A 25,091-nucleotide genomic window follows, 5' to 3' on the forward strand; every position below is an offset into this window, starting at 1 on the left:
AGTAAGTGTGGCCGGTTTGAACCCCTCGTTCATGCGAGTGGCATGGGGGCTATGAACTCGCAGATGGTGACGGCACGCCCGCGGCCTGGGCGGCGAGTTCGCGGAGTTCGGCGGCGCGCGCGGCACCGTTCGGCATCAGGAGGTCAGTCGGTTCCCATCCGTCCATCGTCCCGCGGGATCGGCCGCGGCCACCAGTTCCTGCATGTCACGGACGGCACAGGTCAGCTCGCGCGACAGCGAGTTGTCCAACCGGCGGGCGCACACCTCGGCCAGGGCGCCATAGTACCACAAGGTGCCCTCCGCCCTCGTCTTGAAGCGGTCGAACACCGCAGGACCCTCTTCGCGCAGGTCGAGGCCGATGATGCGGACATTGTTCAGTGCCGCCCGAGGCTGTTCGGATTGGGTTGGGTGCCGCCCAGGACCCACAGAGCCTCCGCGCTGTACTGCAGCAGAGGTCGGATATCCTGCCAGAGGCTCCTGCCATGTCTTCACCGATTGTATGAGACAAATTGTCCCATTGCATGCATTCGTGCTGATTTTGTATGTTCCAAGGGAGCATGCGCCGATGCCTTGCATGCATGCAATGCTTGGTTCTGCGTCTCAAACGAACACGCGATGTCATCCGGCCAATGTGACAAAGAGCGAAGCTGCTGAAGCAGAAGTTCTGAGGCAATGCTCCTGACGATAGATAGTGTCATAGCCTGGAAGTATTCAAAATGTGGGATTGGTTCCCTTTGGTCTTCTTTCCGTTCAAGATTCTCGTGTTAGGCACGGGCATGTTCTTCGCCATCAAGTGGCATCACGATGAAGGGAAGAAAAAGAAGAAAAATGAAACCAGCGGACCGTAAGTGCCCACCGAACACCCCATAGACGCCTCAGATTAGTCGATCGATATCCAGTGACGCGGCAGCAATTCACCAATGCGGCTTTGGGCAGCGTCGGCAGGCGGGTCAGTGCGTCCTGGAGATAGGCATGAGGCCGGTCCAAGGTGGGTGTCGGTACGCGACAACTCGGCGGGCAACCGTAGACGACGCGGTGTCTGCGGTGCCGATGGCTAAGACGCTGGTGCGTCCCGCAATGCCTCCAGTTCTTCCTCGATGGCGGCGAGGTCCTTGTCCATCGTTTCTTCCAGCAGACTCAACAGAGCCACATTCGACTGTTCGCTGCGCCTGTCATTTTGCCTTTAGAACTGGCCAGCCCGATCGTGATCGCCGGGAAGATGATGTGGAATGACGCGGTGAAGCCGAACTGGATCCGAGCCAGTATCAGCGCATTCAAGCCAAGCATGCGAATCTCCGGTGCCCGGTGACAGTCAGATCGGGCGCCGATCGGCGCCTTTGTGCGCGGCACCGGGCTGCTCCACCGACGCCACCATGTGGAAGCGTGCTTCCTCGGCTTTGAAGAAGAACTGGCTGGCCACCAACCATCCTTTCAGTGGGCGCAGAGGTGGGATGCAGGTCAGCAACATGAACGGCAGTGTCGTGACGAGGTGGACCCAGCTAGGCGGCGCGAAGCGGGCTTCGATCCAGAGTGCCAGGACGACGCTGGGGATGCAGGCGAAGCAGATGACGAAGAAAGCCGGCCCATCTGCCGGGTCCGCGTAGGAGTAATCCAGGCCACACACCTCGCAGCGGGACCGCAGCTTGAGGAAGCCGCGGAACAGGTGCCCCTGGCCACAGCGTGGGCAGTGTCCTTTCAGGCCGGTGCGCAGAGGGGGGAGGGGCGGCCACTCCGAGTCGGATGACATCACGCATTCCTTTGGAGGGCACTGCCCAGCAATGCCTGCATGCAATTTCTATATGTATGTGTTTTATTTTTTATCCTGTCAAAATGTATGCATTCAATGGGAGGGAAGATTCATACAAGGAGTGAGGACATGGCTGGCGCTTCGGCGAGGAGGTCCGCCACGAGCTGCAACGCATCGCGCAGGCTTGGCCTGTCCCTCGCGGTGCCAAGTGCGATACGGACCGCCTCGGGCGGCGCTGAGACGGCAAAAGCATCACTGCCGACGATGCCGACATCTGCCGGGCGCAGGCGCGCGGTGAACTCGCCCCGGGTCCACTCTCCGGGCATACGTAGCCACAGGTGGAAAGCCGAGGAACTGGCGGCGATCAGCTCCGCTGGCAACGTCTCCATGGCGACGGCGTGCCGCGCGGCGGTTTCCCGCCTGATGCCGGTGACGATTTCGGCAGCCATGCCGCTGCCGATCCAATGCGTTGCCAGGGCCGCGGTCAGAGGCGAGGCCATCCCCGTTGTCGCCCGCACGGCTGCGGCAAGCCGTGATAGCTGGCGGGGTTCAGCCACGGCGAGATAGGCGATCCGTAAGGCGGGCGAGACGGGCTTGGCCAAGCCGGAGACATGGAAGACCACCTCTGGTGCCAGGGCTGCCAGGGGCGGCGGTCCATCCGGTGCCAGGGCGCCGTAGGCGTCATCCTCGATGATGGGCACGCCATGCCTGCGGGCGATATCCACCAGTGCCTTGCGCCTTTCCAGCGGTAACGTCGCCGTGGTGGGATTGTGCAAGGTTGGGGTGCAATACAGTGCTTTGGGGCTATTGTCCCGGCAGGCCTCCTCGAAGGCATCGGGTAGTAGGCCATCGCTGTCCATGGCTATCGGGGCAAGCCGCAGCCGGAGATGGGCCGTTAGGCTGCGGAACCCCGGGTAGGTCAGCGCCTCACAGCACACCAGATCGCCCGGCTCGCACAACACGCTCAGTAAAGCGAGCAGGGCACCTTGCGCACCCGCGCAAACCAGCACCCGCTCGGAGGGCACGTCCAAGCGCCCCCGCAGCCAGTCCGCCCCCGCCTGGCGGTCCGCCGGGCTACCTCCGACCTGTTGATAGCGAAGCAGAAGATCCAGGCTCAAGCCTGCGGCGAAGGTACCCATATCATGCCGCAGGGCATCCTGCAGGCCTTGCTCTCCCGGCAGAGGTGGCGCGTTCATCCGAAGATCGACGGAAGGAATTTCCTGCCGGAACCCAGCCCCCATCTCGGCCGGTCGATCGGCGCGATGGAGGCGCACGAAGGTGCCCTGGCCCACCCGTCCCTCCACCAAGCCGCGTCGGGCTGCCTCCGCGTAGGCGCGAGTCACGGTGGTGAAGTCGACGCCAAGCCTCTCCGCGAGCAGTCGCTGGGGTGGCAGGCGAATACCCTCGGCAATGCGCCCAGCCTTGATGTCCAGATCCAGCGCATCCGCGATGGACCGGTACAAGGGACCCGCAGACCGATCGATAATGGGCAGCCAAGTCAGATCGTCAATGGAGCGGGACACGCCTGAACCTCATTCGCCTACAATATGTCATCTTACTCCTTGATTGTATGCATTCAAGGTGGGTATGATTCACTTGCATATCCGTTAAGAGTAATCCAGAGCCGGATTAAAGCCGTCGGGATGTGGGGTTCCTGACAGTACCGGATGCGGATTTTATTGCGACACAACAACATACCGCACGCGCCATTCTGGTCTTTTGCTGCCCCCTTGCCAGGATCAGCATTCGTCCTGCCGCCCTTTCTGATCTCATGGCTCGACCGTCACGCCCTGGCACTGGACGAAGGCAAAGCCGATTGGGGATCGGAGCAGCGCATCTTCTTCGGCGTCATCCGACTGCTCGCCAATGCACTGGAGATGCCGCTGGTCTGCACTGGCACAGACCGAGGGCTGAGGTGGTCCCCGGTCCGGCTTTCCCGCAGTTTGTGTTGGGCTGATGTGACGATGCTATCGGTCAGGCGTCTGGCTGTGGATGGGTGAGGATGCAGCAGACATGTCAGGGGGTGTTCCTCATCCGGTCGGCGGTCCAGACGAAGTCCTGCCCCTCCCGCGACTTGTGGCAGGAGAAGCAGCGGGCGAGGTTCTCGCTCGTGTTGACGGTGCGGTCCGGGGCGAAGGACTGGTATTCCCACTCGCCGTTGCGCTGGGCAGGCGGGTACTCGGCGCCCCAGCCCGCGCGCTTTTCCATCACGACGAAGCGGTGGAGTTCACCGCCGCGGTGGTCCTCCATCGTGATGACGGTGCCGCTGGGAAAAGGCTCACCACGCTTCACCGCCTCGATCGCCTCGCGGCTGGTGAAGAGTTCCTCGCGGATGTTGCCGCGGTTCACGGTCGCGTAGTGCACGCCGCGCCGGTAGTCCTCGGGGAAGTGAACGAGGTCTCCTCCCGCCCAGGCCTGCCAGGCGGCTGTGACGGCAGCACCGATCATCAACGCAGCCGACAGGCCGTGGAGCAGCATGGGCTTCATGCTCTGCCTTCCTCGTTGCCGATAAAGGGTGTTGGGACCGGGCCCGGTGACCTGTTGGTGCCGCCCTCAGGAGCGGGTGGCGGACGCCGCTAAAACGGGTTGTACCCCGGCTTCTTGTAGAGCGTGTCGGGCTTGCCCAGGATATCAGGCTTGTAGACCGTCTCGGCCCAGTCGCTCGGATGGATGTCCTCAATGCTGACCGACACCGAACGTTCCGCATTGCTCGTGGTGGCCGTGATGGCCTTGGTCACCTCCTCGGCGATCCGTGCCTTCTGCTGCTCGGACTTTCCGGCGTAGAGCTTGACGATGACGTGGGGCATGATCCTGCCTTTTCTCGGGGCCAGTCAGTGCGCGGTGAATCCGCCGTCGACGGCGAGTGCATGGCCGATGACGAAGCTGGCACCAGGGCCGCACAGCCAGAGCACCGCCGAGGCGATTTCCTCCGGCCGTCCCAGCCGTCCGATAGGCTGGTCCCGCATGATCTCCTTCATCGCCTCCGGTTCCTGGGCCAGCATCTCCGCCACCATCGGTGTCTCGACGGTGCCCGGGCAGACGGCATTGATGCGGATGCCCTTCGCCGCGTACTCAAGGGCGGCGCTCTTGGTCATGCCGATCACGCCGTGCTTGGAGGCGTGGTACGCCGCCCGGCCTGGCAGGCCGATCAGCCCACCAATGGAGGAGCAGTTGACGATGGCGCCGCTGCCCTGGGTCCGCATCTGGCGCAGCTCGTGCTTCATGCAATTCCAGATACCGCGCAGGTTCACCGCCATGACACGCTCGTACTCGTCGTTGCCGACGTCGGCGATTTCCCGAGCGGGAGACTGGATGCCTGCGTTGTTGTAGGCGGCGTCCAGGCGCCCGAAGGCGGCGACCGTCCGCTCGACGGCGTCGGCGACCTGCTCCTCGTCAGTGACGTCGCAGGTAACGCCGAGTACCTGGAAGCCGGAACCCTTCAGATGCTCGACCGCCGCGCCGAGCGCGCCCTCGTCGCGGTCGGCCAGGGCCACGGCGGCCCCGGCTTCGGCGAAGGCGCGCACGGTGGCAAGGCCCATGCCGGAACTCCCGCCGGTCACCAGGGCGACCTTGTCGTGGAAGGACAGGGTCATGACCTCAGTACTCCTGGCTCGTGGGCCGGAAGAGGATCTCGTTGATGTCCACGTTGTCCGGCTGGCTGATCGCGAAGGCGACCGTGTCGGCGAAGGCGTCGGCCGGAATGGCGCCCTGGTAGCGCTTGCGGACCGCCTCGGCGATGTCGGGTTCGGTGATGCTGTCCACCAGCTCGGTGTCGACCATGCCGGGCGAAATGATGGTGCTACGGATGTTGTAGGGCTTCACCTCCTGCCGCAGGCCTTCCGAAATCACGCGGACGGCGTGCTTGGTGGCGGCGTAGACGACACCCGCCGGGTTCACCTTGTGGCCCGCGACGGAGGAGACGGAGATGATATGCCCGCTCTTGCGCGCCTTCATGTGCGGCAGCGCAGCGGCGATGCCATAGAGCACGCCCTTGACGTTGACGTCGATGGTGCGGTCCCATTCCTCCACCTTCAGCCGTTCCAGCGGCGAGAAGGGCATGAGGCCCGCGTTGTTGAGCATCACGTCGATGCGGCCATGGATCTGCATCGCGCGATCCACCAGGCGTTGCACCTGCTCACGCTCGGTGACGTCGGTCTGCACGACGGCGTCCTGGCCGAGCGACAACTCCCCGGCGAGCGCCTGGAGCCGTTCCAGCCGCCGGGCGCCGAGCACCACATGGGCGCCGTCGCGGGCAAGCCGCCGCGCCGTCGCCGCACCGAGCCCGCTGCTGGCGCCGGTGATGACGACGACCTTGTCCTGAATGCCTTGGGTCATGACCCGCCTCAGCGCCGGTACTGCTCGTCGGTGACGTGTTCCATCCAGTCCACGGGGGAGCCGTTGAACTTCTCCTGGATGGCGATGTGGCTCATGGCGGTGGTTGCCGTCGCGCCGTGCCAGTGCTTCTCACCCGGTGGGAACCACACCACGTCACCCGGGCGGATCTCCTCGATCGGGCCGCCCTCGCGCTGCACCCAGCCGCAGCCCGTGGTGACAACCAGCGTCTGCCCCAGCGGGTGCGTGTGCCAGGCGGTGCGGGCGCCAGGCTCGAAGGTGACCAGGGCGCCCGCGACGCGGGCCGGGTCCGGCGGGCTGAACAGTGGATCGATGCGGACGGTGCCGGTGAAGTACTCCGCCGGTCCCTTGTTGGAAGGCTGGGTGCCCGGGCGCTTGATGTCCATTCGGCTTCTCCATCACGTCTCGAAGCGGAGCGCCCTGGCGGGTGACCGCGACATGTCTGTCAAAGAGGTAATGGATGGATTGCCCCAGGATTAGAGCCTAAAACCCGCATAGACTTTGAAGAGCTTCTTCAAAATGGTGAAAGCAAAACTGGATGATCTGAGTGCCCTGCTCGCCGTCGCGCGGGAGCGGAGCTTCACCAGGGCCGCCGCGAAGCTCGGCGTGTCGCCGTCGGCGCTGAGCCAGACGGTGCGCGAGGTGGAGGCCCGGCTCAAGCTGCGGCTGCTCACCCGGACCACCCGTAGCGTCTCTCCCACGCAAGCAGGGGAGCACCTGCTGCGCAATGTCGGGCCGCGGTTGGACGAGATCGACGCCGAGCTCGCCGCCCTGAGCGAGTTCAGCGAGAAGCCGTCGGGGACCATCCGCATCTCTGCGACCGAGAACGCGGCCATGTCCGTGCTGATGCCTGTCCTGGGACCCCTCCTGTCGGAGTATCCGGACATCAAGGTGGAGATCTTTGTCGACTACGGCCTGACCGACATCGCCGCCGAGCAGTTCGACGCCGGGGTGCGACCGGGCGAGACACTCGCCAAGGGCATGATCGCCGTGCCCATCAGCCCACCCATGCGCATGGCAGTGGTGGGCTCCCCCGCCTACTTCGAGAGGCGGCCGCAGCCGCGCAAGCCGCAGGACCTGACCGCGCACAACTGCATCAACCTGCGCCTGCCGACGCATGGTGGGCTGTACGCCTGGGAGTTCGAGAAAGGAAAGCGGGAGGTCAAGGTTCGCGTCGAGGGGCAGTTCGTGTTCAACAATACGACGTTGATGCTGAATGCAGCCTTGGATGGACTTGGGCTCGTCTATCTCGCTGAGCAGCATGTACAGCCGTATGTCACGGATGGCAGGCTGGTGCGAGTGCTGGAGGACTGGTGCGAGCCGTTCTCGGGCTACCACCTCTACTATCCCAGTCGCCGTCAGCCGACGCCTGCATTTGCGCTGATAGTGGATGCACTGCGTTACCGGGCCTGAACAGCGGCGGGTGCCGATGGCGTTTCATGCAGTCTGCTCGTGGCGTCATGGCTGCTATTGGGTACGGCCAGAAGTTATCCCGCCTGCCCTCGTCGTGCTTGGCTTACGCGCGCCGTCCCAGCTCAAGCTCAGAACCTATTAAATCTGACCTTGCGATCTGATAGCGTTGTGATTTCACGGCAGCCGAAGGTGCTGCCATGGCGAAGTTGTTCTGGCTGACGGAGACGCAAGTCGGGCGGATTTTGCCCTTCTTCCCGCTGTCGCAGGGGGTGCCGCGGGTGAAGGACTGAACCACTCCGGGTTCGGAGGAGACCTCAACCGGTGCGCGCCGGGCGCGGCTGAGCTGCGGGATCGCGTCCATGAGCTGGCCCGGGAAGCGCGGGCGGTCCTGCGGCCGCAGCCTGCCCGGGTGGACACCGCCTCGCTGGAGCGGAGCTTCACCATCCGGGCCAGCGAGGGCTTCCTAGAGGTCCTCTCCGCCCCGGTCGTGGCAGCCGTCGCGCGAGCGGCGCCGCAGGTCCAACTCCGCTTCGTTCCGAAGCCGGACAAGGAGGCGGGCCCGCTCCGCGAGGGGTTGATCGACCTGGAGATCGGCCTGCACGGCACCTCCGCGCCGGAGATCCGCACCCGCTTCCTGTTCCGCGACCGCTTCGTCGGCGTGGTCCGGACGGGGCATCCGCTCCTGGCGGTCGGGGAGGTGACGCCGGAACGCTACGCCGCCTGTCGGCACGTCGCGGCATCGCGGGAAGGGGAGACGGGCGAGGCGGTCGATACCGCCCTGGGGCGGCTTGGCCTCGGGCGGCGGATCGCCGTCGCCGTGCCCGGCTATCCGGATGCCATGCGGATCGCGCGCCAATCGGACCTGGTGGCGCTGGTGCCGCGATCCTGCCTCGGCAACGGGCTGCTGGGCGATCCAACCGTCACATCCGGCTTGGAGGGGTTGGGTCTCCCGGTGCCGGCGCCGGAGTTCCTGATCTCGGCGATGTGGCATCCTCGCCTGGACGCCGATCCGGCGCATCGCTGGCTGCGCGAGACGGTCGTGACGGTCTGCCGGGAGGCCTATCCCGGATGATGAAGGAGGGCCGCTGCCGGGAACGCGCGGTCAGGCGCTGCCCTGGCGCGCGTCGAGCACCCGCTCGATGGCCTCGCAGGCCCAGTTCCCAACCTTGGCACCGTCCGCCATCACGACGACCTTGCCGCCAGTCCGCACCACCGCGGCGAGGCTGGCCAGCACGTGCTCTGGAAGGGTAGCGCCCGGGACCAGACCTTCGGGCAGGAGCCAGAGGCGGTCCCCTGGCTCGATCGTGTTTCCCGGCTCATCCAGGTTGTGCAGCACCGCCTGGAAGGCGCAATCCGTGACCAGGCCGAGCGAGAAGGTGGGACCACTGCCCAGGACCAGCCTGCCATCGCCGTCGTAGACAGCACCCATTGAGACTTCAGTTTCGCCATCTACGGGCATAAAAACCTCATGATCTGATCGGAGAGCCCATCGTCAGGAGGCGACCTCTAGTCCAGGCTGAATCGAGACCCGTCGCCTCCTCAACGCTTCCTCGTACTCCTCTGCGGGCAGATGAGGGCACGGGCAAGGGTTTGCGGGGCGAGGTGCCGGCCGGCGCGGCGCTTGCAACAGACGATCGGGTACCGGAAACGGGCAAGCCGGGCGAAGGTGCGCTCCAGGGCAACACCTGACATGGTGCCACCGCCATTCTACCCGATCCGCCTGCCCTCCGCGGTGTTGAAGAAATGCAATCGGGCCGGATCGCCGGCGACGCTTACCGCATCGCCCGCCTGGACACCGCTACCGCGCGGGAATTCCAGTGTCAGGATGCGGTCCCCCTCCAGGCCGAGATAGCCGAAGACTTGGCTGCCCAGATGCTCCACCATGGTCAGCCGCCCCGAGAACCAGGCGCTTTCCTCGTCGCAGGGAAAGAGGTCCTCCGCCCGGATGCCCATCACGACGGCGCCGGTGGCGGGCACAGGGGTGGGCAGGCGGACCGGACGCACGGCACCGGCGGGCATCGCCATCCAGCCGCCGGTATCGTCCGGATGGATTTCGCAAGGCAGGGTGTTCATCGTCGGGCTGCCGATGAAGCGGGCGACGAAGAGCGTGTCCGGGTGGTGATAGAGGTCCAGCGGCGCCCCGACCTGTTCCATCCTGCCGCCGTTCATCACGACAATCCGGTCGGCCAGCGTCATCGCCTCCACCTGATCATGCGTGACGTAGATGGTCGTCGCCTTGAGGCGCCTGTGCAGCTTCGCGATCTCCAGCCGCATCTCGACGCGCAGCGCGGCATCGAGGTTGGACAGAGGCTCGTCGAAGAGGAAGGCATCCGGATGGCGCACGATGGCGCGCCCCATCGCGACACGCTGACGCTGCCCGCCGGAAAGCTGCGCCGGGCGCCGGTCGAGCAAGGATTCGATCTTCAGGATGCCGGCAGCGCGCCTGACCTCCGCCTCGACACCGCCGGGCGGCTGGTTTCGCATCTTCAGGCCGAAGCCCATGTTCTCGGCCACGCTCATATGAGGGTAGAGCGCGTAATCCTGGAAGACCATGGCGATGTTGCGCTCGCCAGGCGGCAGGTGGCCGATGCTGCGGCCGCGGATGCTGAGGTCGCCGGCGGTGATCTCCTCCAACCCGGCGATCATCCGCAGCAGCGTGGACTTGCCGCAGCCGGAAGGGCCTACCAGCACGATGAACTCGCCGCTCTCGATGTCCAGATCGACCTGCTGGAGCACGTTCAGGGCACCATAGTCCTTCCGGATGCCACGCAGCGTGATGGCCGCCATGGAACCTTCCTCCTGTTCAAACAGGGTCTGTCCCGGGCTGGGATTGTCCCCGTTCAGCAATTTCATTGTTGCCTGTCTTGCATATTATCAATAATGATATCGATATCGAGTGACAAGGAGTTTCGGCCATGGGCGAGGCGGTCCTGGCGCCCCCCAGTCGAGGCGCGGCCCGGGGGGCGGCCGGCAAGGCATCCCTGCCATTCCTGGTGCTGAAGCGGCAGATCATGCTGGGTGAGCTGGAGGCCGGGCAGGTGCTGACGGAACTCGACCTCGCCAACCGCTTCTCGTGCAGCCAGGGCATGGTGCGCGAGGCATTGCTCCAGCTCCAGGAGGAAGGGCTCGTCCAGCGCAAGGGCTATCGCGGCACCCAGGTTTCCGAATGCACGACGGACGAGGCGGTCGAGATGTTCCACATCCGTCAGGCGATCGAGACGCGCGGCATCCGTCGCACCATGCGCCATCCGTCACGCAACCTCGTGCCCGACCTCCACGCCTTGATGAGGCAGATGGAGGAGTCCGCCGAAGGCGGGGACGAGCTTGAGCTCGCCGCGCTCGACCGGGATTTCCACCGACGCCTCTTCGCCGATGCCGGCCTCGCCGCGCTGGATCCGATCCTGCATCGCTGCCTGGTACACAACCACCGCTACAAGATCTCCCGCAGCCTCGGCCCACGCGACCTGCGCCAGACCGCCCTGCGTCACGAGGCCATCATCGCCGCCATCGCACAGGGCGATGCCGGGGCCGCCGCAACCGCTCTGCAGCACCACATCGCGACCATCGTCGATCTCGGCCCGAACATCTTTCCGGACATCGTCCCATGAGCGAACTCCCCACCGAACTGGCGCCGGAGATGCGGGCCCTGGCGGAGCGCGTGGCGGCGGAGGACGGGCCGCAGCCGGACACCACCACCCTGCCGCCGGCCGAGGGGCGCGCCCTGGCGGCCCGACTGGCGGAACGATGGAACCGGAACCTCCCATCCCTGGCCGAGGCGCGCTGGGCCGTGGTCCCGGCCGATCCAGTGCTGGGCACGCCGGAGCAGGAGCTCCTCGTCCTGCGTCCGGAACAGGCGCGGCCCGGTGCCATCCTCTTCGTCCATGGCGGCGGCTTCGCCTTCTGCGACGCCCGCACCCATGAGCGCTGTGCCCGTGGCCTTGCCGTCGCCTCCGGACTGCCGGTGATCCTGCCAAACTACCGGCTCGCGCCCGAGCATCCCTTTCCCGCGGGGCTGCACGACGTGGTCGCGACGCGGCGGCGGTCCTTCGCCGCCTCCGGCTTGCCGGAAGGCCCTCTGCTGCTAGCGGGGGATTCGGCGGGTGCTAATCTGGCCCTGGCCTCCGAACTCCACGAGCAGGCAGCGGGCGCATCCCCAGCCGCCGCGCTGCTGCTCTTCTACGGAGTCATGGATGCGGATTTCGGCACGGAATCCTACACCGTCTTCGCCGAAGGGCCTGGGCTGACACGGGCCAAGATGCAGCGCTACTGGGATTTCTACCTCGCTGACCGGGACCGTCGCCGCGACCCCCTCGTGGCGCCGCTGCATGCCTCCGAGGCCGCGCTGCGCGCGCTGCCGCCAATGCATCTCATGGCGGCCGGGATCGATCCGTTGCTGAGCGACACGCTGAACTTTGCCGCCCGCCTCCGTGCCCTGGGCCGGACGGAGGAGGCGGTAGTGGTGCACGGCGTCGTGCACGGCTTCCTGCAGATGTCGGAACACCTGCCGCAGGCCCGCGAGGCGATCGCCGCCGCCGGCGCCTTCGCCCGGCGGATCGCATGACCATCGCGCCTTAGCTGCCGCGCATTGGAACGGCCGAACCGAATACGGCGGCCGTGTAGGAAACTTGTCTGGGAGGACACAGGAATGATCGCACGACTGCGTGGACTTGCCTTCCGCCGCCATGCCGCCAGGCTGGGAACGAGCCGGCGCAGCCTGGGCCGGCTGGCCCTGGCGGGCCTGACGCTCGCGGGGCTAGCGGCCGGCGGTCTCTCCGCCCGCACGGCCCAGGCCGAGACGGTCCGCTTCTGGTACCACGTCGACAATCCCGAAAACCCGATGACGGCGCTGGTCCAGAAGTTCCAGGCTGCCCATCCGGGGATCACGATCCAGGCGGAGAACGTTCCCTGGAACAGCTACTACGACAATCTCTACACAGCGCTGGTCGGAGGCAATGCGCCCGACGCCGCGATGGTGAAGCTCTTCGCCCAGCCGCGCCTGGTGGAGATGGAGGCGCTGGAGCCGCTGGATGCCCGTATCGCCCAGTGGCCGGGCAAGGCTGACCTGCTGGACAACCTGCTGAAGCTCAATGCCGGCCCGAACGGCAGGCAGTACTATCTGCCGGTCCAGTATGTGGTGCTCTACCTCTACTACCGGGCCGACCTGCTTCAGGCTGCTGGCCTGCAGCCGCCGCGCACCTGCGACGAGTTCCGTGCCGCCGCCAAGGCGCTGACCCAGGCGCCGGACCGCTACGGCTTCGGCTTCCGCGGCGGCAAGGGCGGCTGGGACCAGTGGGGCAGTTTCGTCTTCTCCCGCGGCGCCTCCCTGACCAAGGGCGGACTGACCTCGCCCCAGGCGGTCACAGCCAATCAGTGGCTGCTGGACATGTTCCAGAAGGACAAGTCGATCCCGCCTTCGGCACCCAATGATGGATTCCAGGAGATCATCGGCGCCTTCAAGTCCGGCCGCACAGCGATGACCATCCATCATATCGGCTCGGCCAACGATCTCGTCGCGGCGCTGGGCGACAAGGTCTCCGCCGTGCCGGTACCGAACTGCGACGGCAAGGCCTGGACGTCCTACGGGGACGAATCCCTTGCCATCTTCTCCGCCTCGCGGGTGAAGGACGCCGCCTGGAAATGGATCTCCTTCCTGGCGGAGGGCGAGAACAACGCGGCCTTCATCAAGGCCACCGGGCAGTTGCCTGTGACGGAATCCGCTTCCGCCAACTGGACGGGGCATCCGAAGCGCTTCGTCGATGCGACCGTCTCCTCGCTGCCTTTCGCCGCCGTGCTGCCGCAGAATTCCGCCACGGCGGATTTCGTAAACACCGAGTGGCAGACGGCCATGCAGCAGGCGCTGACCGGGCGGATCACGTCGCAACAGATGATGACGCAGCTCGAACAGCCCTTCCGCTGATCGTGCCGGGGCAGGGGAGGGGCGTATGCCCCCGGCTCCGCCGCAAGAAGGGAAGATCCGCATGAGCGAGACCGTTTCCATGGCGATGCCCGGCGGGATGACGACGAACGGATGGCGGGCGCGGGCGATGCTGCGCCTGCGCGCCATGCCCTATCTGCTGCTGGCGCCGGCGTTGCTCGTCACCCTGCTGATCGTCTTCGTGCCGATGGTGCAGGCCGTCTGGATCAGCTTCTACGACCTGGTGCTGTTCCGTCCCAATGCCAGCCGTTTCGTCGGGCTGGACAACTACCTGCGCCTGCTCTCCGATCCCGTCTTCTGGACGGCGCTTTGGCAGACCGCGCTCTGGATCGGCCTTACCGTGCCCTTGCAGATGGGGCTCGGCCTCGTGGCGGCACTGCTACTGAACCAGGACTTCGCCTGGCGCGGCATCGCCCGAGCGCTGGTGGTGATCCCCTGGGCGTTGCCCAGCGTGGTGATCGCACTGATGTGGCGCTGGATCTACGATCCCAGCACGGGCGTGGCGAACGACCTGCTGCTGCGCCTTTCCATTATCCAGTCGGCGGTGCCCTGGCTGGCCGATCCGGATACCGCCCTCTATGCCGTGATCGCCACCCTGACCTGGCAGGGCTTTCCCTTCTTCGCGGTGATGATCCTGGCCGGCCTCCAGGGCATCCCGAAGAGCCAGTACGAGGCCGCCTCCATCGACGGCGCCTCCCCCTGGCGGCAGTTCCGCTATGTCACCCTGCCTGGCCTGGCCCCGGTCCTGGCCACGGCCGGGCTGCTGCGGGTCATCTGGGTGGCCAATTCGATGGACGTCATCTTCGTGATGACCGGTGGCGGCCCCGGCTACGCGACTTATACCCTGCCACTCTACGCCTTCGTGAAGGCGAGGCAGAACCTCGACTTCGGCTATGGCACGGCCATCGCCGTCACCTTCACCATCCTGCTGGCCGGGATCGTGGCGCTCTACCTGTCCCGCACGATGAAGGAAGCCGAGTGATGCGCCGCCACGGCTTCGCCCGCCGCCTGCTCACCATCCACCTGCCCGTGGCGCTGATCGTGCTACTGGCGATCGGTCCCTTCCTCTGGATGATCCTGACCTCGCTCACCCCCAGTGCGCGGATCGCGGCCAGCGGTGTGTCCGTCTCCCCGGCCGGATGGAGCGCGGACAACTACCTGCGCCTGCTGCGGCAGACCTCCTTCCTCGGCAATATGGGGCACAGCCTCATCGTCGCGCTCGGGACGGTGGCGGTCGGGCTCACCGTCTCGGTGACGGCGGCTTATGCCTTCTCGCGCTTCCGCTTCCGGGGTCGGCGGCTCCTGATGCTGCAGTTCCTGCTGGTGAACATGTTCCCGGTGGTGCTGCTGATCCTTCCGCTCTTCATCCTGATGCGGAAACTGGGGCTGCTGGACACGCATCTGGCGCTGATCCTGGCCAACTCCACCGTGGCGATCCCCTTCGCCGTCTGGATGCTGCGCAGCTATGTCGGTGCCATCCCGAAAAGCCTCGACGAAGCGGCGATGATCGACGGCTGCTCGCGTCTCGCCGCCTTGCGGCGCGTGGTGCTGCCGCTGGCTCTGCCGGGGATCATCTCCACCGGCATCTACATCTTCATCACCGCCTGGAACGAGTATCTCTATGCCTTGACCCTCGGCGGCAGGAATGTCCGCACCGTCACGGTCGCGATCCAGACGCTGATCGGCGAATACCAGATCGAATGGGGCCTCCTCGCCGCCGGCGGCGTGGTTGGTGCCCTGCCGGTCACGATCCTCTTCCTGCTCGTGCAGCGCCGCCTCGTGGGCGGCCTGACACAGGGCGCCGTCAAGGGATGAAACGGAACATCATGACAAGCGGACAAAGCGATGGCGGGCGGCACGTGAATCCCGTCGGTCTCATCTCCATGCAGTATGCGCGGCCCTTCACCGAAAATCACTTCCACCTCTTCGACCGCATGCGCGCGCTGGGCTTCGACTTCGTCGAGTTGCTGGTGCCGGAGCCGGGCGAGATGGACCTCGCCGTGGCCGCCAGGGCGCTGCGCGATGCCGGTCTGGGTGTGGTGCTCGCCGCCCGGGTCAATCTCGACCGCAACCTGTCCTCCGTCGAGGAGCCGAAGCGCCGCGCGGGCGTGGACTACCTGCGCTACGCTGCGGACTGTGCCGCTGCCCTGGGCGCCACGATCGTCGGCGGGCCGCTGACCGGCAACCCCCTGGTCTTCGCCGGACGCCCCCCGGCGCCGGTGGCGGAGGAGGAACGCTTGGCCCGCAAGGCGCGCTGCGTGGACGGGCTGCGGGCCGCCGGCGAGCATGCGGCGGGCTGCGGCATCCGGCTGGCGATCGAGCCTCTCAACCGCTTCGAGAGCGACGTCCTCTGCACCACGCAGCAGGCGATGGAACTGCTGGAGGCGGTGGAGCATCCCGCGGTCGGGCTGATGCTCGACACCTTCCACATGGCCATGGAGGAAGCCTCGATCGCCGAGGCGATCCGCCTGGGCGGTCGGCATCTCATTCATTTCCAGGCCAACGAGAATCATCGTGGCTTCCCGGGCACGGGCTCGATCGACTGGGTTCCCGTCTGCCGCGCGCTGCACGAGGTAGGCTACGAGGGGCCTGTCTCGCTGGAACCCTTCCGCCGCAACGACGACCGCTTCGGTGTGCCCTTCGCCCAGTGGCGGCCGCCGCATGAGGATGAAAGCGCGCGCCTGGACGCCGCGGTCCACTTCATCAAGTCCCACCTCCTGCTGACGGAGTACCGACGTTGACCCTCAGGATCGGCTGGATCGGCTGTGGCACCCATGCGACGCAGATGCTGCTGCCGCAGTTTCTGCGGCATGACGTGGAACTCGCTGCCCTTTGCGACGTGGACGGGAACCGCCTGGCCCAGGCAGGGCGCCAGTTCGGCGTGCGTGAGCTGACCAGCGATGCGGCCAGCCTGATCGCCACACGCGGCCTCGACGCAATCGGCATGGCGGTGGGACCGGACCAGCACCTGGCCTTCGGCAAGGCAGCGCTGGAACGTGGCCTGCCGGTCTTCATGGAGAAGCCCCCGGCCGGGACCGCAGCAGGGGCGAGGGAACTCCTGGCCGCCTCCGAGCGTGCCCGCAAGCCGCTGCTCCTTGGCTTCATGAAGCGCTATTCGGTCGGCAACAAGATCACGAAGAACATACTGGAATCGGGGAAGTTCGGCCCGATCTATGGCCTGACCGGATATTACATGACGGCGCCCGGGTATTTCGAAGGGAACGTGGACTATACGGGCTTCCTGCTACACCACTGCGTCCACTACATGGACCTGGTTTCGCATCTCGTCTCGCCGGTCGTGGGCATGCAGGCCCGGAAGGTGGAACGCAAGCCGGGGCGCATCCTCTTCCACCTCGCCCTCGATTTCGAGTGCGGTGCGATCGGCACGGTCGCCATGGGCACGATGCAGAGCCGTGGTGCCCCCGTGGAGCGGATCGAGCTGATGGGCGACCACCAGCGCATCGAGGTGGACAATGTCGTGAACGTGACCTGGCACCGCAACCCGCCCTTCAAGGTCGCCGATCCCGCCGCGACCCTGCTGGAGAGCGAGGACACGCTCACTTGGCGCCCGAACTTCACCGCGGCCGCGAACGAGGATTACAAGGGCTATCATGCTCTTCTCGCCGATGTCGTCCCAGCCCTGGCGGGGCAGAAGACCGGGGCACCGGATATCGCCGCCGGAGTCGTGGCCATGGAGCGGTTGGAGGTGATGCGGCGGCAACTCGGGATTTGAGGCGTCCGGGAGCGAGGTGGGCCAGGGCCATCTGCAGCACAAGCCCACCCGTGGCCACAGGGCTTACGTCACCTTGCGCACCGTTCTCATCACGCCAATTCGACGGGTTTGAACAGTTCTTCCGATGTCGCCTTGTATCCGGCGAAGCGTCGCAAGGTCCGCTCGGGAAAGATCAACAGCAGGCTTGCGACGGCACCGCTCAGCAACACCACTCCGGCCGTCAGCATGGCATTGATGAAGCCATGAGGAAGGTCGCCTCCCGCCATGTCCACGACCCAGCCGGTGACATAGTTCGCCAGGAGGCCGGACACCGAGTTCGCGGAATAGATGACCACCACCAGCATGCCACGCTGCGCGGCGGGCGCGACATGGCTAAGCAGGACAGGACCGAAGATCGTGGTGAGGCTGGGCGCCGCGAAGGCGATCGCGATCAACACGATCTGCGCGACGCCGGCTGTCTGAGTGGCCAGCACCAGGGCAAGGCCGCTGCAAGCAAGCGCCAATGTGCTGGCATGGCCATAGTTGGAGCGCATGCTCCAGCCGCGTGACTGCAACTGCTGCGTGACCCATGAGGCACCCAGCAGCAGGGGAGACTGGAAGAGATAGATAGCCGAGATGATCCAGCCGACGGTCAGTGGCGAATAACCGAGACCAAGCTGCAAATAGGGAGGCAGCCAAGTCGCGGCCATGCCGACGATCCAGTAGGACATCGTCGACATGATCATCACGCCGAGGATGCTGGGATCAAGCCAGAGGACCCGCGCCGGAAGCCGGGTTTCAACAGCGGGGGCCAGCTTTTCGGTCGACCTCGGCTGGGCGAAAGGGCCTTCCCCACCCAGAAGCATCCAGGCAACCAGCCAGGTGGCGCCGAGCAGCCCGCAGGTCAGGAAGCCATAGCGCCAGCCGAACTCGTGGATGATGTAGCTGAGGACCGGGCTGCCCACCAGGAAGCCGACACTGATGCCCTGTAGGACGACGGCACTAGGCACGCTGCGGCGTTCGCGCGGGAACCAGTCGTAACAGGCATGCAAGGCGGTCGGCAGGCCCGGGCCCTCCCCGGCGCCGAGGATGACACGGCACACCACGATTACGGCAACGGAACTGCTGAAGAAGATCGGCAACTGAGACACGGACCAGATCAGGGCCATGCACATCAACACCCATCGCGTCTGTACGCGGCCGATGACGAAGATGCCAACCAAGGTCCCGGACAGCGAGAACAGCAGGAAGAAGCTGCTCCCGATCAGTCCGAATTCCTTCGGCGAGAGCGACAGCTCCTGCATGATCGGAACGGCCGACAGTCCGAAAACAAGCTTGTCGAAGAAGTTCAGCATCTGGAACAGAAACAACAGCACCAGCACCACATATGCCTTCGTTCTGCTGTCGGACGCTTTGCCGCGCGCTGGCAACGCGGAATTCTCGATCTGATTTTGCATTCTTGGCTTCCTCGCCACAGGGGCAGGCTGGTGGCTCTGTTTCCTGGGCCTAATAGGCTTTCTGTCGAAGGCTGCGTGCCTCTCAGCCCTGGAGCCAAGCGGTCATAATATGCATCATTTGTGTGATGCAAGACGAAAATATATAATCCGTGGAATGTGGATTGGATGGTGGATAAATAACTTTTAATCTTGATCTGTTTGTTGCTGTTCTTGACTCGCGGTGCGAGCGCGCTCTGCCCTACGGCGCCTGCAGCGCGGCAGCTGTTCCACTCATGGTTTCAGTTCGAAAAATACAGGCTGTCAGTTGCGTCTGAACAAAGCCTCGTCTTCCAAGATCACGGCTGCCGTCCGCTGGTAATGCTCGGTCAGCAATGATGCCGCGCTCTCCACGTCATGTCGCAGCACCGCCTCCATGATCGCGGTGTGTTCGGCCGAGACATCACGCTCGGAAAAAGCCCGCAGCGCCGCCAGGCGCCGGTAGCGCTGGTGCCTATCCGTCAGTTGTTCGCAGAAGCCTATGAGCCACCTGGAGCCGCAGCGGCTGATGAGCAGCCGATGGAAGTCGCGATGCCGCTCCTCCCATTTCATGGCTGTTTCCCCTTCCGACGCGCGTGGCGTTCTTGCCAGCCGGTGGCCCGCCAGTAGCACGGCCTCATCCCATTCCTCGGTGGCTGCTGCCATGGATTCGCGTAGGGCCCGGTCCTCCAGCCAGCAACGTGTGCGGGTGAGTTCCACCAGGTCCTCGGCGCTGATACCGGGCACGGTGAAGCCTCGCTGGTCCTCTGACACAACGAGACCTTCCGCGCTCAGGCGATTGAGCGCCTCGCGCAGAGGCGTCTGACCGATGCCATAGCTCTCCATCAGGTTCCGGATCTGCAGTCGGCTGCCCGGCAAAAGGCGGCCATCCAGGATGTCGGCGCGGAGGCGTTCAAAGACACTGGAAGCGTGGGTGGCGGGCGAAGGGCGGGTCAGACTCATCCTGGCAGCATATATCGCCTGATAGCCTTCGAGAAAATATACATTCTCCTTTACATGCCTTTAAATATGCATCATTCATGGCTCGACACCGGTAAGCAACCGGCAAGGGAATGTTCATGCCGTTACCCGCCCCGCCCGCGGGCCCTATCGACCTGCATTCGCATGTCGTACCGGGAGGTTTCCCGGCCCGATCCGATGCACCGAGGGGTTGGCCCGCCATGGTGCCGGCCGGCGACGCGCAACGCCATGTCATGATCGACGGCAGGGCCTATCGCACCGTCTCCGAGCACTGCTGGAACGTCCAGGCCAGGCTCGCGGTCCTTGATGAACAGGGGATCGCGGCGCAGGTCGTTTGCCCGATGCCGGAACTCTTCTCCTACTGGATGCCTCCCGAGGCGGCGGACGACCTGCTGCGCTTCATCAACGACGATATCGCCCGCATGGTGAAAGAGGCGAAAGGCAGGCTCGTCGGCTTCGGGGCCCTTCCTCTACAACATATGGATCGCGCCCTCACGGAGTTGCATCGCCTCAAGACCGCGGGCTTCACCGGCGTGGAGATCGGCAGCAACGTCAACGGTACGGTGGTTGCCGACACGATCTTCGAACCCTTCTTCGCGGAGGCCGAGGCGCTGGACATGCCGGTGCTCGTCCATCCTGTCCGCCCTGTGGGAATGGAGCGGGTGATCGGCCCCAGGAACCTTGAGCAGGCCCTGGGTTATCCATCGGAGATCGGCCTCGCCGGCGCGGCCTTCATCACCGCCGGACTTCTCGCACGTCACCCGCGGCTGAGGCTCTGCCTGAGCCACGGTGGCGGAACTCTTGCCGCGCTGCTGCCACGCCTGGAGCAGGCCTGGAGGACCTTCCCGGCCCTGCGCGAGAGCATGCCGGAGAGCCCCGGGAGCATGGCGCGGCGGCTTTATCTCGACACGCTGGTCTTCGACGAACCGTTGCTGCGGCATCTCATCGAAGTTTTCGGAACGGAGCGGCTGATGCTCGGAACCGATGCCCCATTTGCCTTCCGGGATGATGACCCGGCCGGGCGTATCTGCCGGATCTTCCCGGCCGGGGGCGAGCGCGACCGCATCCTTGCCGGCACGGCACGACATTTTCTCGGGATGGCCTGATGTCCGAATTTCCCCTTAGCGCCTTGCGAAGCGCCGAGCTGATCGTACCCGACCTTGCTATGGCAGAGCGTTTCTATACCGAGACCTGGGGCCTCGCCGTGGTCGAGCGGATGCCGGGTTCATCATGGCTCCGCGCCACGGGGACGGATCACCATGTGCTCACCCTGCACGAAGGGGAGATTCCCGGCCTTGGCTCCATGACCTTCCGTGCTGCCAGTGCCGAGGCGCTGGAAGCCTTATGCCCTCAGGCCGTCGAGGCCGGAGCCACCATGGTGTCGCCGCCGGCCGCCCTTTCCGAGCCCGGCGGCGGCCTTGGTGCCAGTCTGCGCATGCCCGATGGCTTGGTGCTGCGTCTCGTCCATGGTGATACCCGGCGGGAAGCGCTGGCGCCGGACCCGGCGAAGCCCGAGCGCCTGGCACATCTTAATCTCAACTGTCGCGACGTGGATGAGACCGCCGCCTTCCTGCAGGCAGGGCTGGGCTTCGCGCTGAGCGACCGCTCCCGCCTGATGGCCTTCGAACGCTGCAACAGCGACCATCATGCCATCGTTCTGGCCGAGGCGCCGGTGAACGGGCTGAACCATATCGCCTTTCTGATGCCGGGCTGGGAGGGCGTGATGCTGGGCGCGGGCCGCATGATCGATGCGGGCTTTCCCATTGCCTGGGGGGTAGGCCGGCATGGGCCGGGCGACAATGTCTTTGCCTACTTCATCGATCCCTCCGGCATCGTCATCGAATACACCGCTGAGGTGGAGCAGGTGGGCGATGGCCACCTTCCTCGTGGCCCGGAGCACTGGGTCTGGCCGCCGGGCCGCACCGACCACTGGGGCATCGCTCCCCCCAAGCCCGATGCCACAAAGAAAGCCCAGCTCGCGATCGGATACGCGCGATGACAAAGCGCTCCTACGATGTCGCCGTCATCGGCTTCGGCCCCTCCGGTGCCGTGGCCGCTGGCCTCCTGGGCCGGGCCGGCTTCTCCACCCTGGTCATCGACCGCGACAAGGAAGTCTATGACCTGCCGCGTGCCATCGCGCTCGACCACGAGATCATCAGGCTCTTCGACAATATGGGCCTGCTGGCGGAGGTGCTGCCGTACACTGCGCCCTTCACCGCTTCCGAGCATTTCGGTGCCTTGGGACAACTCATCCGTCGGATCGACATGGTCCCGCCGCCCTGGCCGATGGGCTATACGCCGAGCCTCGTCTTCTCGCAGCCGCCGGTCGAGGCCATCCTCCGCCGCCACGCTTCGGCGCAGGAGAGCGTTACGGTCCTGCTCGGCACCACGCTTGTCGGCATCGAGCAGGACGAGGATGGCGTGATCCTGCAATTGCGGGCTGAATCTGGCGAGGAGGAAAGCGTCAGGGTCGGCCAAGCCATCGCCTGTGACGGCGCCTCGAGCTTCGTGCGACGCTCGCTCGGCATCCGCTTCGAGGATCTGGGCTTCGACGAGCCCTGGCTCGTGGTGGACCTGTTGCTCACGGCAGGTACCCCGAACAGCCTTCCCAAAACCTCCGCTCAGTTCTGCAACCCCGCGCGGCCGACCACTTATATCCTTGGGCCCGGCGATCACCGGCGGTTCGAGATCATGCTGCTGCCCGGCGAAGACCCGAAGGAGATGCAGCGAGAGGAGAATGTCTGGCGCCTGCTGACCCCCTGGGTCACGCCGGAATCGGCCCGGCTCTGGCGCGCGGCAAGCTACCGCTTCCATGCCCTGGTCGCGGCGGAATGGCGCCGGGGGCGCGTCTTTCTCGCTGGCGACGCCGCGCACCAGCAGCCTCCCTTCATCGGCCAGGGCATGTGCCAGGGGCTCCGCGACGTGAGCAACCTCGTGTGGAAGCTGATGGCCGTGCGCGACGGTGCTGCACCGGCACTGCTCGATAGCTACGCCGAGGAGCGTTCCCAGCATGTCCGGACCCTGACCGGACGGATCAAGGCGATCGGCCGGCAGATCTGCGAGCGTGACCCCGAGGCTGCCCGCAGGCGCGACGAGGCCTTGCTGGCGGGGAACGGTGGCAGGGCTCCTGTTGTCACGCGGCAGGATATCGTGCCGCCGCTGGAGACGGGCTTTCTCGATGCGACCCCGCATCCCGCACGTGGTACGCTTTTCCCCCAACCTCTCGTCGATGGGCTATCCGGGCCGGTGCTGATGGATGCGAGGGCCGGCACCGGCTGGCGGCTGGTACTGGCCAGGGACGTCGCAGTTCCGGCCGACCTTCCAGGAGAGTTGCGCGTACTGCGCCTCCCGCCATCCGATGGCGTGTCCGGGCCGTGCACTGTCCTCTCGGAGCAGGACCATGTGCTCGCGGACTGGTTCGGCCGTCATGGTGTCATCGCTGCCCTGGTCCGTCCCGACCATTATGTTTTCGGCACCGCAGGTGACCAACTGGCGCTCGAAGCGCTGGTCCGTCGCTTTGCCGGGCGCCTTCACCCTGAAACCGTCGCGCAGGAGATCGCATGAAGCTTGCCACATTCCGCCTGAATGGAAAGACCAGCTGGGGCCTTGTCGAAGATGACACCGTGGCCGACCTGGGCGCCATCCTGGGCGGCCGCCTTCCGGACCTGAAATCAGCCATCGCCGCCGGCGCGCTGCCCGATCTTCCAGGCGAGGCTCCACGGGCTCCGCGCCATGCTCTTTCGGCTGTTGAATGGCTGCCGGTCATCCCGAATCCGGACAAGATCCTCTGTGTCGGCCTGAACTACGAGAACCATCGCAAGGAAACCGGCCGGAGCGAGGTCGAGAACCCCACCATCTTTGCCCGCTATGCCAATTCCCAGACGGGTCACCGGGCCAACATCATTCGTCCCCGCGTCTCCACGGATCTGGACTATGAGGGCGAACTCGCCGTGATCATCGGCCGGCCGGGCCGCTACATCACCCGCGGCGATGCCTTCGCGCATATCGCCGGCTATGCGTGTTACAACGATGGCAGCGTGCGGGACTGGCAGCGGCACACGCATCAGTTCACGCCAGGCAAGAACTTTCCCGATACGGGCGCCTTCGGTCCCTGGCTCGTCACGCCTGACGAGGTGGGAGCGCTCGACAAGCTAAGGCTGCAGACGCGCGTGAATGGGGAAGTGGTACAGAGCGCCCTGATCGAGGAGATGCTCTTCGATATTCCGCGCCAGATCGAATACTGCTCGGCCTTCACACGGCTGGAGCCAGGCGATGTGATCGCGACCGGTACGCCCGGCGGGGTCGGCGCCAAGCGCACGCCTCCACTCTGGCTCAAGCCCGGCGATACCGTGGAGGTCGAGATCGACAAGGTTGGCCTGCTCATCAACGGGGTCGCCGACGAGAGCTAGTCCAGGCTCTGCGGGGAACGTCCAGGAGGAAAACAAGTCATGCCGAAAAGCGACATAGATCGCCGGGCGCTTCTGAGGGGGCTGACGGCTTTCGGCACCCTCGGTCTGGCCGGGATGCCAGCAATGGCACAGGAGGACTGGCCGAAGCGCCCCATACGGATCATCGTGCCGCAGCCACCCGGCGGCAATCTCGATCTGCTGGTGCGCGCGGTTTCCGAAGGGCTGCGCCCTGTCCTTGGCCAGCCCGTCGTCGTGGAGAACCGGGCGGGCGGCAACAGCGTGATCGGCCTCGAGGCCTGCGCCCAGGCTGCGCCGGACGGGAGCACGTTCTGCGCCGTTAATGTGGAGGTCATGACCACCATGCCTTTCATCGAGCCACAGCTCTATCAGCGCTTTGCTTCGATCGAACCAGTCACGCAACTGGCTACGAGCCCTTCGGTGGTCCTGGCCAGCCTGGAGGCGCCACCCGGCAACCTGAAGGACTTCATCGCCTGGGCCCGGGGGCGCAAGGGCCTGAACTACGGTTCTTCCGGCGCGGGTTCGACACCGAACCTCCTCTGGGAGTGGATCAAGAAGACAGAAGGGATCGAGCTGGAGCACGTACCCTATCGCGGTGTCGCCGACGCCATTCGTGAACTTTCCGCGGGGCGGGTGCAGGCTTCCTATGTCGGCATGGCGGTGGCCATGCCGCAGATCCAGGCAGGCAGGATCCGGCCGCTGGCGGTCCTCGGCGACCGGCGCTTGCCCGATCTCCCGGAGACACCCTCCATGGCTGAGCTGGGGTATGACTTTCCCTATGCCGGCGCCTGGTGGGGCCTGGCGGCGCCTCCGGGGATCGATGCAGGCATCTCGACACGTCTTGCCGCAGCCGTCCGTCAGGTGGTGACGGATGAGGAGTTCCGCCGCCGCGTCTTGCTGCCGCAATACTTCCACGGCGTCGGCAACTCGCCGGGTGAGTTCAAAGCGCTCATCGCGCGGGACCGGAGCAGCGGTGAGGCGCTGGTGCGCCTGACAGGAGTGGCCAGTAAAGGTTGAGGTGATGGGCAACCCTGAGCAGTGTCACCAGCCC

27 protein-coding genes are annotated in these 25,091 nt (G+C 65.5%); 14 read left to right on the forward strand and 13 right to left on the reverse strand.

Annotation, left to right across the window (positions count from 1 at the left end):
• Positions 1 to 135: 135 nt before the first annotated feature.
• From RGI145_RS22320 to RGI145_RS22360, 9 genes are all read right to left on the reverse strand, one after another.
• The gene (locus RGI145_RS22320; RefSeq protein WP_075800702.1) at positions 136 to 327 is read right to left on the reverse strand and encodes a hypothetical protein; all 192 of its coding nucleotides are present in this window, start codon (positions 325 to 327) and stop codon (positions 136 to 138) included.
• An 810-nt stretch (positions 328 to 1,137) separates the two neighbouring features.
• Positions 1,138 to 1,287, reverse strand: a complete 150-nt coding sequence (locus RGI145_RS25280; protein WP_390889921.1) for a cytochrome ubiquinol oxidase subunit I — start codon at positions 1,285 to 1,287, stop codon at positions 1,138 to 1,140.
• Between the two features lie 25 nt (positions 1,288 to 1,312).
• Positions 1,313 to 1,747 carry a DUF983 domain-containing protein gene (locus RGI145_RS22330; RefSeq protein ID WP_075800703.1) on the reverse strand — a complete coding sequence of 145 codons (435 nt, stop codon included), beginning with the start codon at positions 1,745 to 1,747 and terminating at the stop codon, positions 1,313 to 1,315.
• A 110-nt stretch (positions 1,748 to 1,857) separates the two neighbouring features.
• A complete protein-coding gene (locus tag RGI145_RS22335; RefSeq protein ID WP_075800704.1) occupies positions 1,858 to 3,270 on the reverse strand; it encodes an aminotransferase-like domain-containing protein in 1,413 nt (470 codons plus the stop codon).
• Between the two features lie 493 nt (positions 3,271 to 3,763).
• On the reverse strand, positions 3,764 to 4,234 hold the full coding sequence (locus RGI145_RS22340; protein ID WP_075800705.1) for a cytochrome P460 family protein: 471 nt from the start codon (positions 4,232 to 4,234) through the stop codon (positions 3,764 to 3,766).
• Between the two features lie 89 nt (positions 4,235 to 4,323).
• On the reverse strand, positions 4,324 to 4,554 hold the full coding sequence (locus RGI145_RS22345; protein ID WP_075800706.1) for a tautomerase family protein: 231 nt from the start codon (positions 4,552 to 4,554) through the stop codon (positions 4,324 to 4,326).
• A 24-nt stretch (positions 4,555 to 4,578) separates the two neighbouring features.
• A complete protein-coding gene (locus RGI145_RS22350; protein ID WP_075800707.1) occupies positions 4,579 to 5,340 on the reverse strand; it encodes a glucose 1-dehydrogenase in 762 nt (253 codons plus the stop codon).
• A gap of 4 nt (positions 5,341 to 5,344) precedes the next feature.
• Entirely contained in the window at positions 5,345 to 6,082 is a 738-nt protein-coding gene (locus RGI145_RS22355) for an SDR family oxidoreductase (RefSeq protein ID WP_075800708.1), read from the reverse strand.
• Between the two features lie 8 nt (positions 6,083 to 6,090).
• Positions 6,091 to 6,486 (reverse strand): (R)-mandelonitrile lyase, encoded by a 396-nt coding sequence (locus RGI145_RS22360; protein WP_075800709.1) that lies wholly within the window; start codon positions 6,484 to 6,486, stop codon positions 6,091 to 6,093.
• Positions 6,487 to 6,601: 115 nt separating this feature from the next.
• On the opposite strand from RGI145_RS22360, the gene RGI145_RS22365 reads away from it, so the two are divergent.
• Together RGI145_RS22365 and RGI145_RS22370 are read left to right on the forward strand one after the other, a co-directional pair.
• The gene (locus RGI145_RS22365) at positions 6,602 to 7,513 is read left to right on the forward strand and encodes a LysR family transcriptional regulator (RefSeq protein WP_335740096.1); all 912 of its coding nucleotides are present in this window, start codon (positions 6,602 to 6,604) and stop codon (positions 7,511 to 7,513) included.
• Positions 7,514 to 7,922: 409 nt separating this feature from the next.
• Positions 7,923 to 8,585 (forward strand): LysR substrate-binding domain-containing protein, encoded by a 663-nt coding sequence (locus RGI145_RS22370; RefSeq protein WP_208864026.1) that lies wholly within the window; start codon positions 7,923 to 7,925, stop codon positions 8,583 to 8,585.
• Positions 8,586 to 8,615: 30 nt separating this feature from the next.
• Here the strand turns inward: RGI145_RS22370 and RGI145_RS22375 are convergent, their stop codons facing one another.
• Positions 8,616 to 8,942, reverse strand: a complete 327-nt coding sequence (locus RGI145_RS22375) for a hypothetical protein (RefSeq protein ID WP_156878730.1) — start codon at positions 8,940 to 8,942, stop codon at positions 8,616 to 8,618.
• 278 nt (positions 8,943 to 9,220) lie between these two features.
• Positions 9,221 to 10,300 carry an ABC transporter ATP-binding protein gene (locus tag RGI145_RS22380; RefSeq protein ID WP_075800712.1) on the reverse strand — a complete coding sequence of 360 codons (1,080 nt, stop codon included), beginning with the start codon at positions 10,298 to 10,300 and terminating at the stop codon, positions 9,221 to 9,223.
• 128 nt (positions 10,301 to 10,428) lie between these two features.
• Here RGI145_RS22380 and RGI145_RS22385 point away from each other — a divergent pair, with 128 nt between their 5' ends.
• The 7 genes from RGI145_RS22385 (at position 10,429) to RGI145_RS22415 (ending at position 17,181) form a co-directional block, all read left to right on the forward strand.
• The gene (locus RGI145_RS22385) at positions 10,429 to 11,121 is read left to right on the forward strand and encodes a GntR family transcriptional regulator (protein ID WP_075800713.1); all 693 of its coding nucleotides are present in this window, start codon (positions 10,429 to 10,431) and stop codon (positions 11,119 to 11,121) included.
• Complete coding sequence (locus RGI145_RS22390) at positions 11,118 to 12,074, forward strand: alpha/beta hydrolase (RefSeq protein WP_075800714.1); 957 nt, start codon at positions 11,118 to 11,120, stop codon at positions 12,072 to 12,074. Before RGI145_RS22385 ends, RGI145_RS22390 begins: the two co-directional genes overlap by 4 nt.
• A gap of 84 nt (positions 12,075 to 12,158) precedes the next feature.
• Entirely contained in the window at positions 12,159 to 13,430 is a 1,272-nt protein-coding gene (locus RGI145_RS22395) for an ABC transporter substrate-binding protein (protein WP_083671383.1), read from the forward strand.
• Positions 13,431 to 13,491: 61 nt separating this feature from the next.
• Positions 13,492 to 14,430 (forward strand): carbohydrate ABC transporter permease, encoded by a 939-nt coding sequence (locus tag RGI145_RS22400; protein WP_208864027.1) that lies wholly within the window; start codon positions 13,492 to 13,494, stop codon positions 14,428 to 14,430.
• Positions 14,430 to 15,263: a carbohydrate ABC transporter permease gene (locus RGI145_RS22405; RefSeq protein ID WP_075800715.1), complete on the forward strand. Its 834-nt coding sequence runs from the start codon at positions 14,430 to 14,432 to the stop codon at positions 15,261 to 15,263. The genes RGI145_RS22400 and RGI145_RS22405 overlap by 1 nt, the downstream gene beginning before the upstream one ends.
• A gap of 11 nt (positions 15,264 to 15,274) precedes the next feature.
• Positions 15,275 to 16,189 carry a sugar phosphate isomerase/epimerase family protein gene (locus RGI145_RS22410; protein WP_075800716.1) on the forward strand — a complete coding sequence of 305 codons (915 nt, stop codon included), beginning with the start codon at positions 15,275 to 15,277 and terminating at the stop codon, positions 16,187 to 16,189.
• Entirely contained in the window at positions 16,186 to 17,181 is a 996-nt protein-coding gene (locus tag RGI145_RS22415) for a Gfo/Idh/MocA family protein (RefSeq protein WP_075800717.1), read from the forward strand. Before RGI145_RS22410 ends, RGI145_RS22415 begins: the two co-directional genes overlap by 4 nt.
• 89 nt (positions 17,182 to 17,270) lie before the next feature.
• On the opposite strand, the gene RGI145_RS22420 is transcribed toward RGI145_RS22415, so the two are convergent.
• Positions 17,271 to 18,617: an MFS transporter gene (locus tag RGI145_RS22420; RefSeq protein WP_083671386.1), complete on the reverse strand. Its 1,347-nt coding sequence runs from the start codon at positions 18,615 to 18,617 to the stop codon at positions 17,271 to 17,273.
• A 300-nt stretch (positions 18,618 to 18,917) separates the two neighbouring features.
• Positions 18,918 to 19,595, reverse strand: a complete 678-nt coding sequence (locus RGI145_RS22425; protein WP_075800718.1) for a GntR family transcriptional regulator — start codon at positions 19,593 to 19,595, stop codon at positions 18,918 to 18,920.
• Positions 19,596 to 19,711: 116 nt separating this feature from the next.
• On the opposite strand from RGI145_RS22425, the gene RGI145_RS22430 reads away from it, so the two are divergent.
• From RGI145_RS22430 to RGI145_RS22450, 5 genes are read left to right on the forward strand one after another with little or no spacing between them, the layout of a single operon-like run.
• Positions 19,712 to 20,719, forward strand: a complete 1,008-nt coding sequence (locus tag RGI145_RS22430) for an amidohydrolase family protein (RefSeq protein WP_075800818.1) — start codon at positions 19,712 to 19,714, stop codon at positions 20,717 to 20,719.
• On the forward strand, positions 20,719 to 21,612 hold the full coding sequence (locus RGI145_RS22435) for a VOC family protein (protein WP_075800719.1): 894 nt from the start codon (positions 20,719 to 20,721) through the stop codon (positions 21,610 to 21,612). The genes RGI145_RS22430 and RGI145_RS22435 overlap by 1 nt, the downstream gene beginning before the upstream one ends.
• The gene (locus RGI145_RS22440; RefSeq protein WP_075800720.1) at positions 21,609 to 23,177 is read left to right on the forward strand and encodes a bifunctional 3-(3-hydroxy-phenyl)propionate/3-hydroxycinnamic acid hydroxylase; all 1,569 of its coding nucleotides are present in this window, start codon (positions 21,609 to 21,611) and stop codon (positions 23,175 to 23,177) included. Before RGI145_RS22435 ends, RGI145_RS22440 begins: the two co-directional genes overlap by 4 nt.
• A complete protein-coding gene (locus tag RGI145_RS22445) occupies positions 23,174 to 24,022 on the forward strand; it encodes a fumarylacetoacetate hydrolase family protein (protein WP_075800721.1) in 849 nt (282 codons plus the stop codon). Before RGI145_RS22440 ends, RGI145_RS22445 begins: the two co-directional genes overlap by 4 nt.
• Before the next feature lie 39 nt (positions 24,023 to 24,061).
• Entirely contained in the window at positions 24,062 to 25,057 is a 996-nt protein-coding gene (locus RGI145_RS22450; protein WP_083671389.1) for a Bug family tripartite tricarboxylate transporter substrate binding protein, read from the forward strand.
• Positions 25,058 to 25,091 lie beyond the last annotated feature (34 nt).

Source organism: Roseomonas gilardii (assembly GCF_001941945.1).
Classification (GTDB): domain Bacteria; phylum Pseudomonadota; class Alphaproteobacteria; order Acetobacterales; family Acetobacteraceae; genus Roseomonas.

What these genes read in the sequence shown, in the direction of transcription:
- RGI145_RS22360 (WP_075800709.1), bottom strand. Translation starts at nt 6,486, where the DNA reads ATGGACATCAAGCGCCCGGGCACCCAGCCTTCCAACAAGGGACCGGCG.
- RGI145_RS25280 (WP_390889921.1), bottom strand. Translation starts at nt 1,287, where the DNA reads ATGCTTGGCTTGAATGCGCTGATACTGGCTCGGATCCAGTTCGGCTTC.
- RGI145_RS22385 (WP_075800713.1), top strand. Translation starts at nt 10,429, where the DNA reads ATGGGCGAGGCGGTCCTGGCGCCCCCCAGTCGAGGCGCGGCCCGGGGG.
- RGI145_RS22330 (WP_075800703.1), bottom strand. Translation starts at nt 1,747, where the DNA reads ATGTCATCCGACTCGGAGTGGCCGCCCCTCCCCCCTCTGCGCACCGGC.
- RGI145_RS22375 (WP_156878730.1), bottom strand. Translation starts at nt 8,942, where the DNA reads ATGGGTGCTGTCTACGACGGCGATGGCAGGCTGGTCCTGGGCAGTGGT.
- RGI145_RS22355 (WP_075800708.1), bottom strand. Translation starts at nt 6,082, where the DNA reads ATGACCCAAGGCATTCAGGACAAGGTCGTCGTCATCACCGGCGCCAGC.
- RGI145_RS22345 (WP_075800706.1), bottom strand. Translation starts at nt 4,554, where the DNA reads ATGCCCCACGTCATCGTCAAGCTCTACGCCGGAAAGTCCGAGCAGCAG.
- RGI145_RS22340 (WP_075800705.1), bottom strand. Translation starts at nt 4,234, where the DNA reads ATGAAGCCCATGCTGCTCCACGGCCTGTCGGCTGCGTTGATGATCGGT.
- RGI145_RS22450 (WP_083671389.1), top strand. Translation starts at nt 24,062, where the DNA reads ATGCCGAAAAGCGACATAGATCGCCGGGCGCTTCTGAGGGGGCTGACG.
- RGI145_RS22435 (WP_075800719.1), top strand. Translation starts at nt 20,719, where the DNA reads ATGTCCGAATTTCCCCTTAGCGCCTTGCGAAGCGCCGAGCTGATCGTA.
- RGI145_RS22440 (WP_075800720.1), top strand. Translation starts at nt 21,609, where the DNA reads ATGACAAAGCGCTCCTACGATGTCGCCGTCATCGGCTTCGGCCCCTCC.
- RGI145_RS22410 (WP_075800716.1), top strand. Translation starts at nt 15,275, where the DNA reads ATGACAAGCGGACAAAGCGATGGCGGGCGGCACGTGAATCCCGTCGGT.
- RGI145_RS22350 (WP_075800707.1), bottom strand. Translation starts at nt 5,340, where the DNA reads ATGACCCTGTCCTTCCACGACAAGGTCGCCCTGGTGACCGGCGGGAGT.
- RGI145_RS22430 (WP_075800818.1), top strand. Translation starts at nt 19,712, where the DNA reads ATGCCGTTACCCGCCCCGCCCGCGGGCCCTATCGACCTGCATTCGCAT.
- RGI145_RS22400 (WP_208864027.1), top strand. Translation starts at nt 13,492, where the DNA reads ATGAGCGAGACCGTTTCCATGGCGATGCCCGGCGGGATGACGACGAAC.
- RGI145_RS22395 (WP_083671383.1), top strand. Translation starts at nt 12,159, where the DNA reads ATGATCGCACGACTGCGTGGACTTGCCTTCCGCCGCCATGCCGCCAGG.
- RGI145_RS22425 (WP_075800718.1), bottom strand. Translation starts at nt 19,595, where the DNA reads ATGAGTCTGACCCGCCCTTCGCCCGCCACCCACGCTTCCAGTGTCTTT.
- RGI145_RS22390 (WP_075800714.1), top strand. Translation starts at nt 11,118, where the DNA reads ATGAGCGAACTCCCCACCGAACTGGCGCCGGAGATGCGGGCCCTGGCG.
- RGI145_RS22380 (WP_075800712.1), bottom strand. Translation starts at nt 10,300, where the DNA reads ATGGCGGCCATCACGCTGCGTGGCATCCGGAAGGACTATGGTGCCCTG.
- RGI145_RS22405 (WP_075800715.1), top strand. Translation starts at nt 14,430, where the DNA reads ATGCGCCGCCACGGCTTCGCCCGCCGCCTGCTCACCATCCACCTGCCC.
- RGI145_RS22445 (WP_075800721.1), top strand. Translation starts at nt 23,174, where the DNA reads ATGAAGCTTGCCACATTCCGCCTGAATGGAAAGACCAGCTGGGGCCTT.
- RGI145_RS22420 (WP_083671386.1), bottom strand. Translation starts at nt 18,617, where the DNA reads ATGCAAAATCAGATCGAGAATTCCGCGTTGCCAGCGCGCGGCAAAGCG.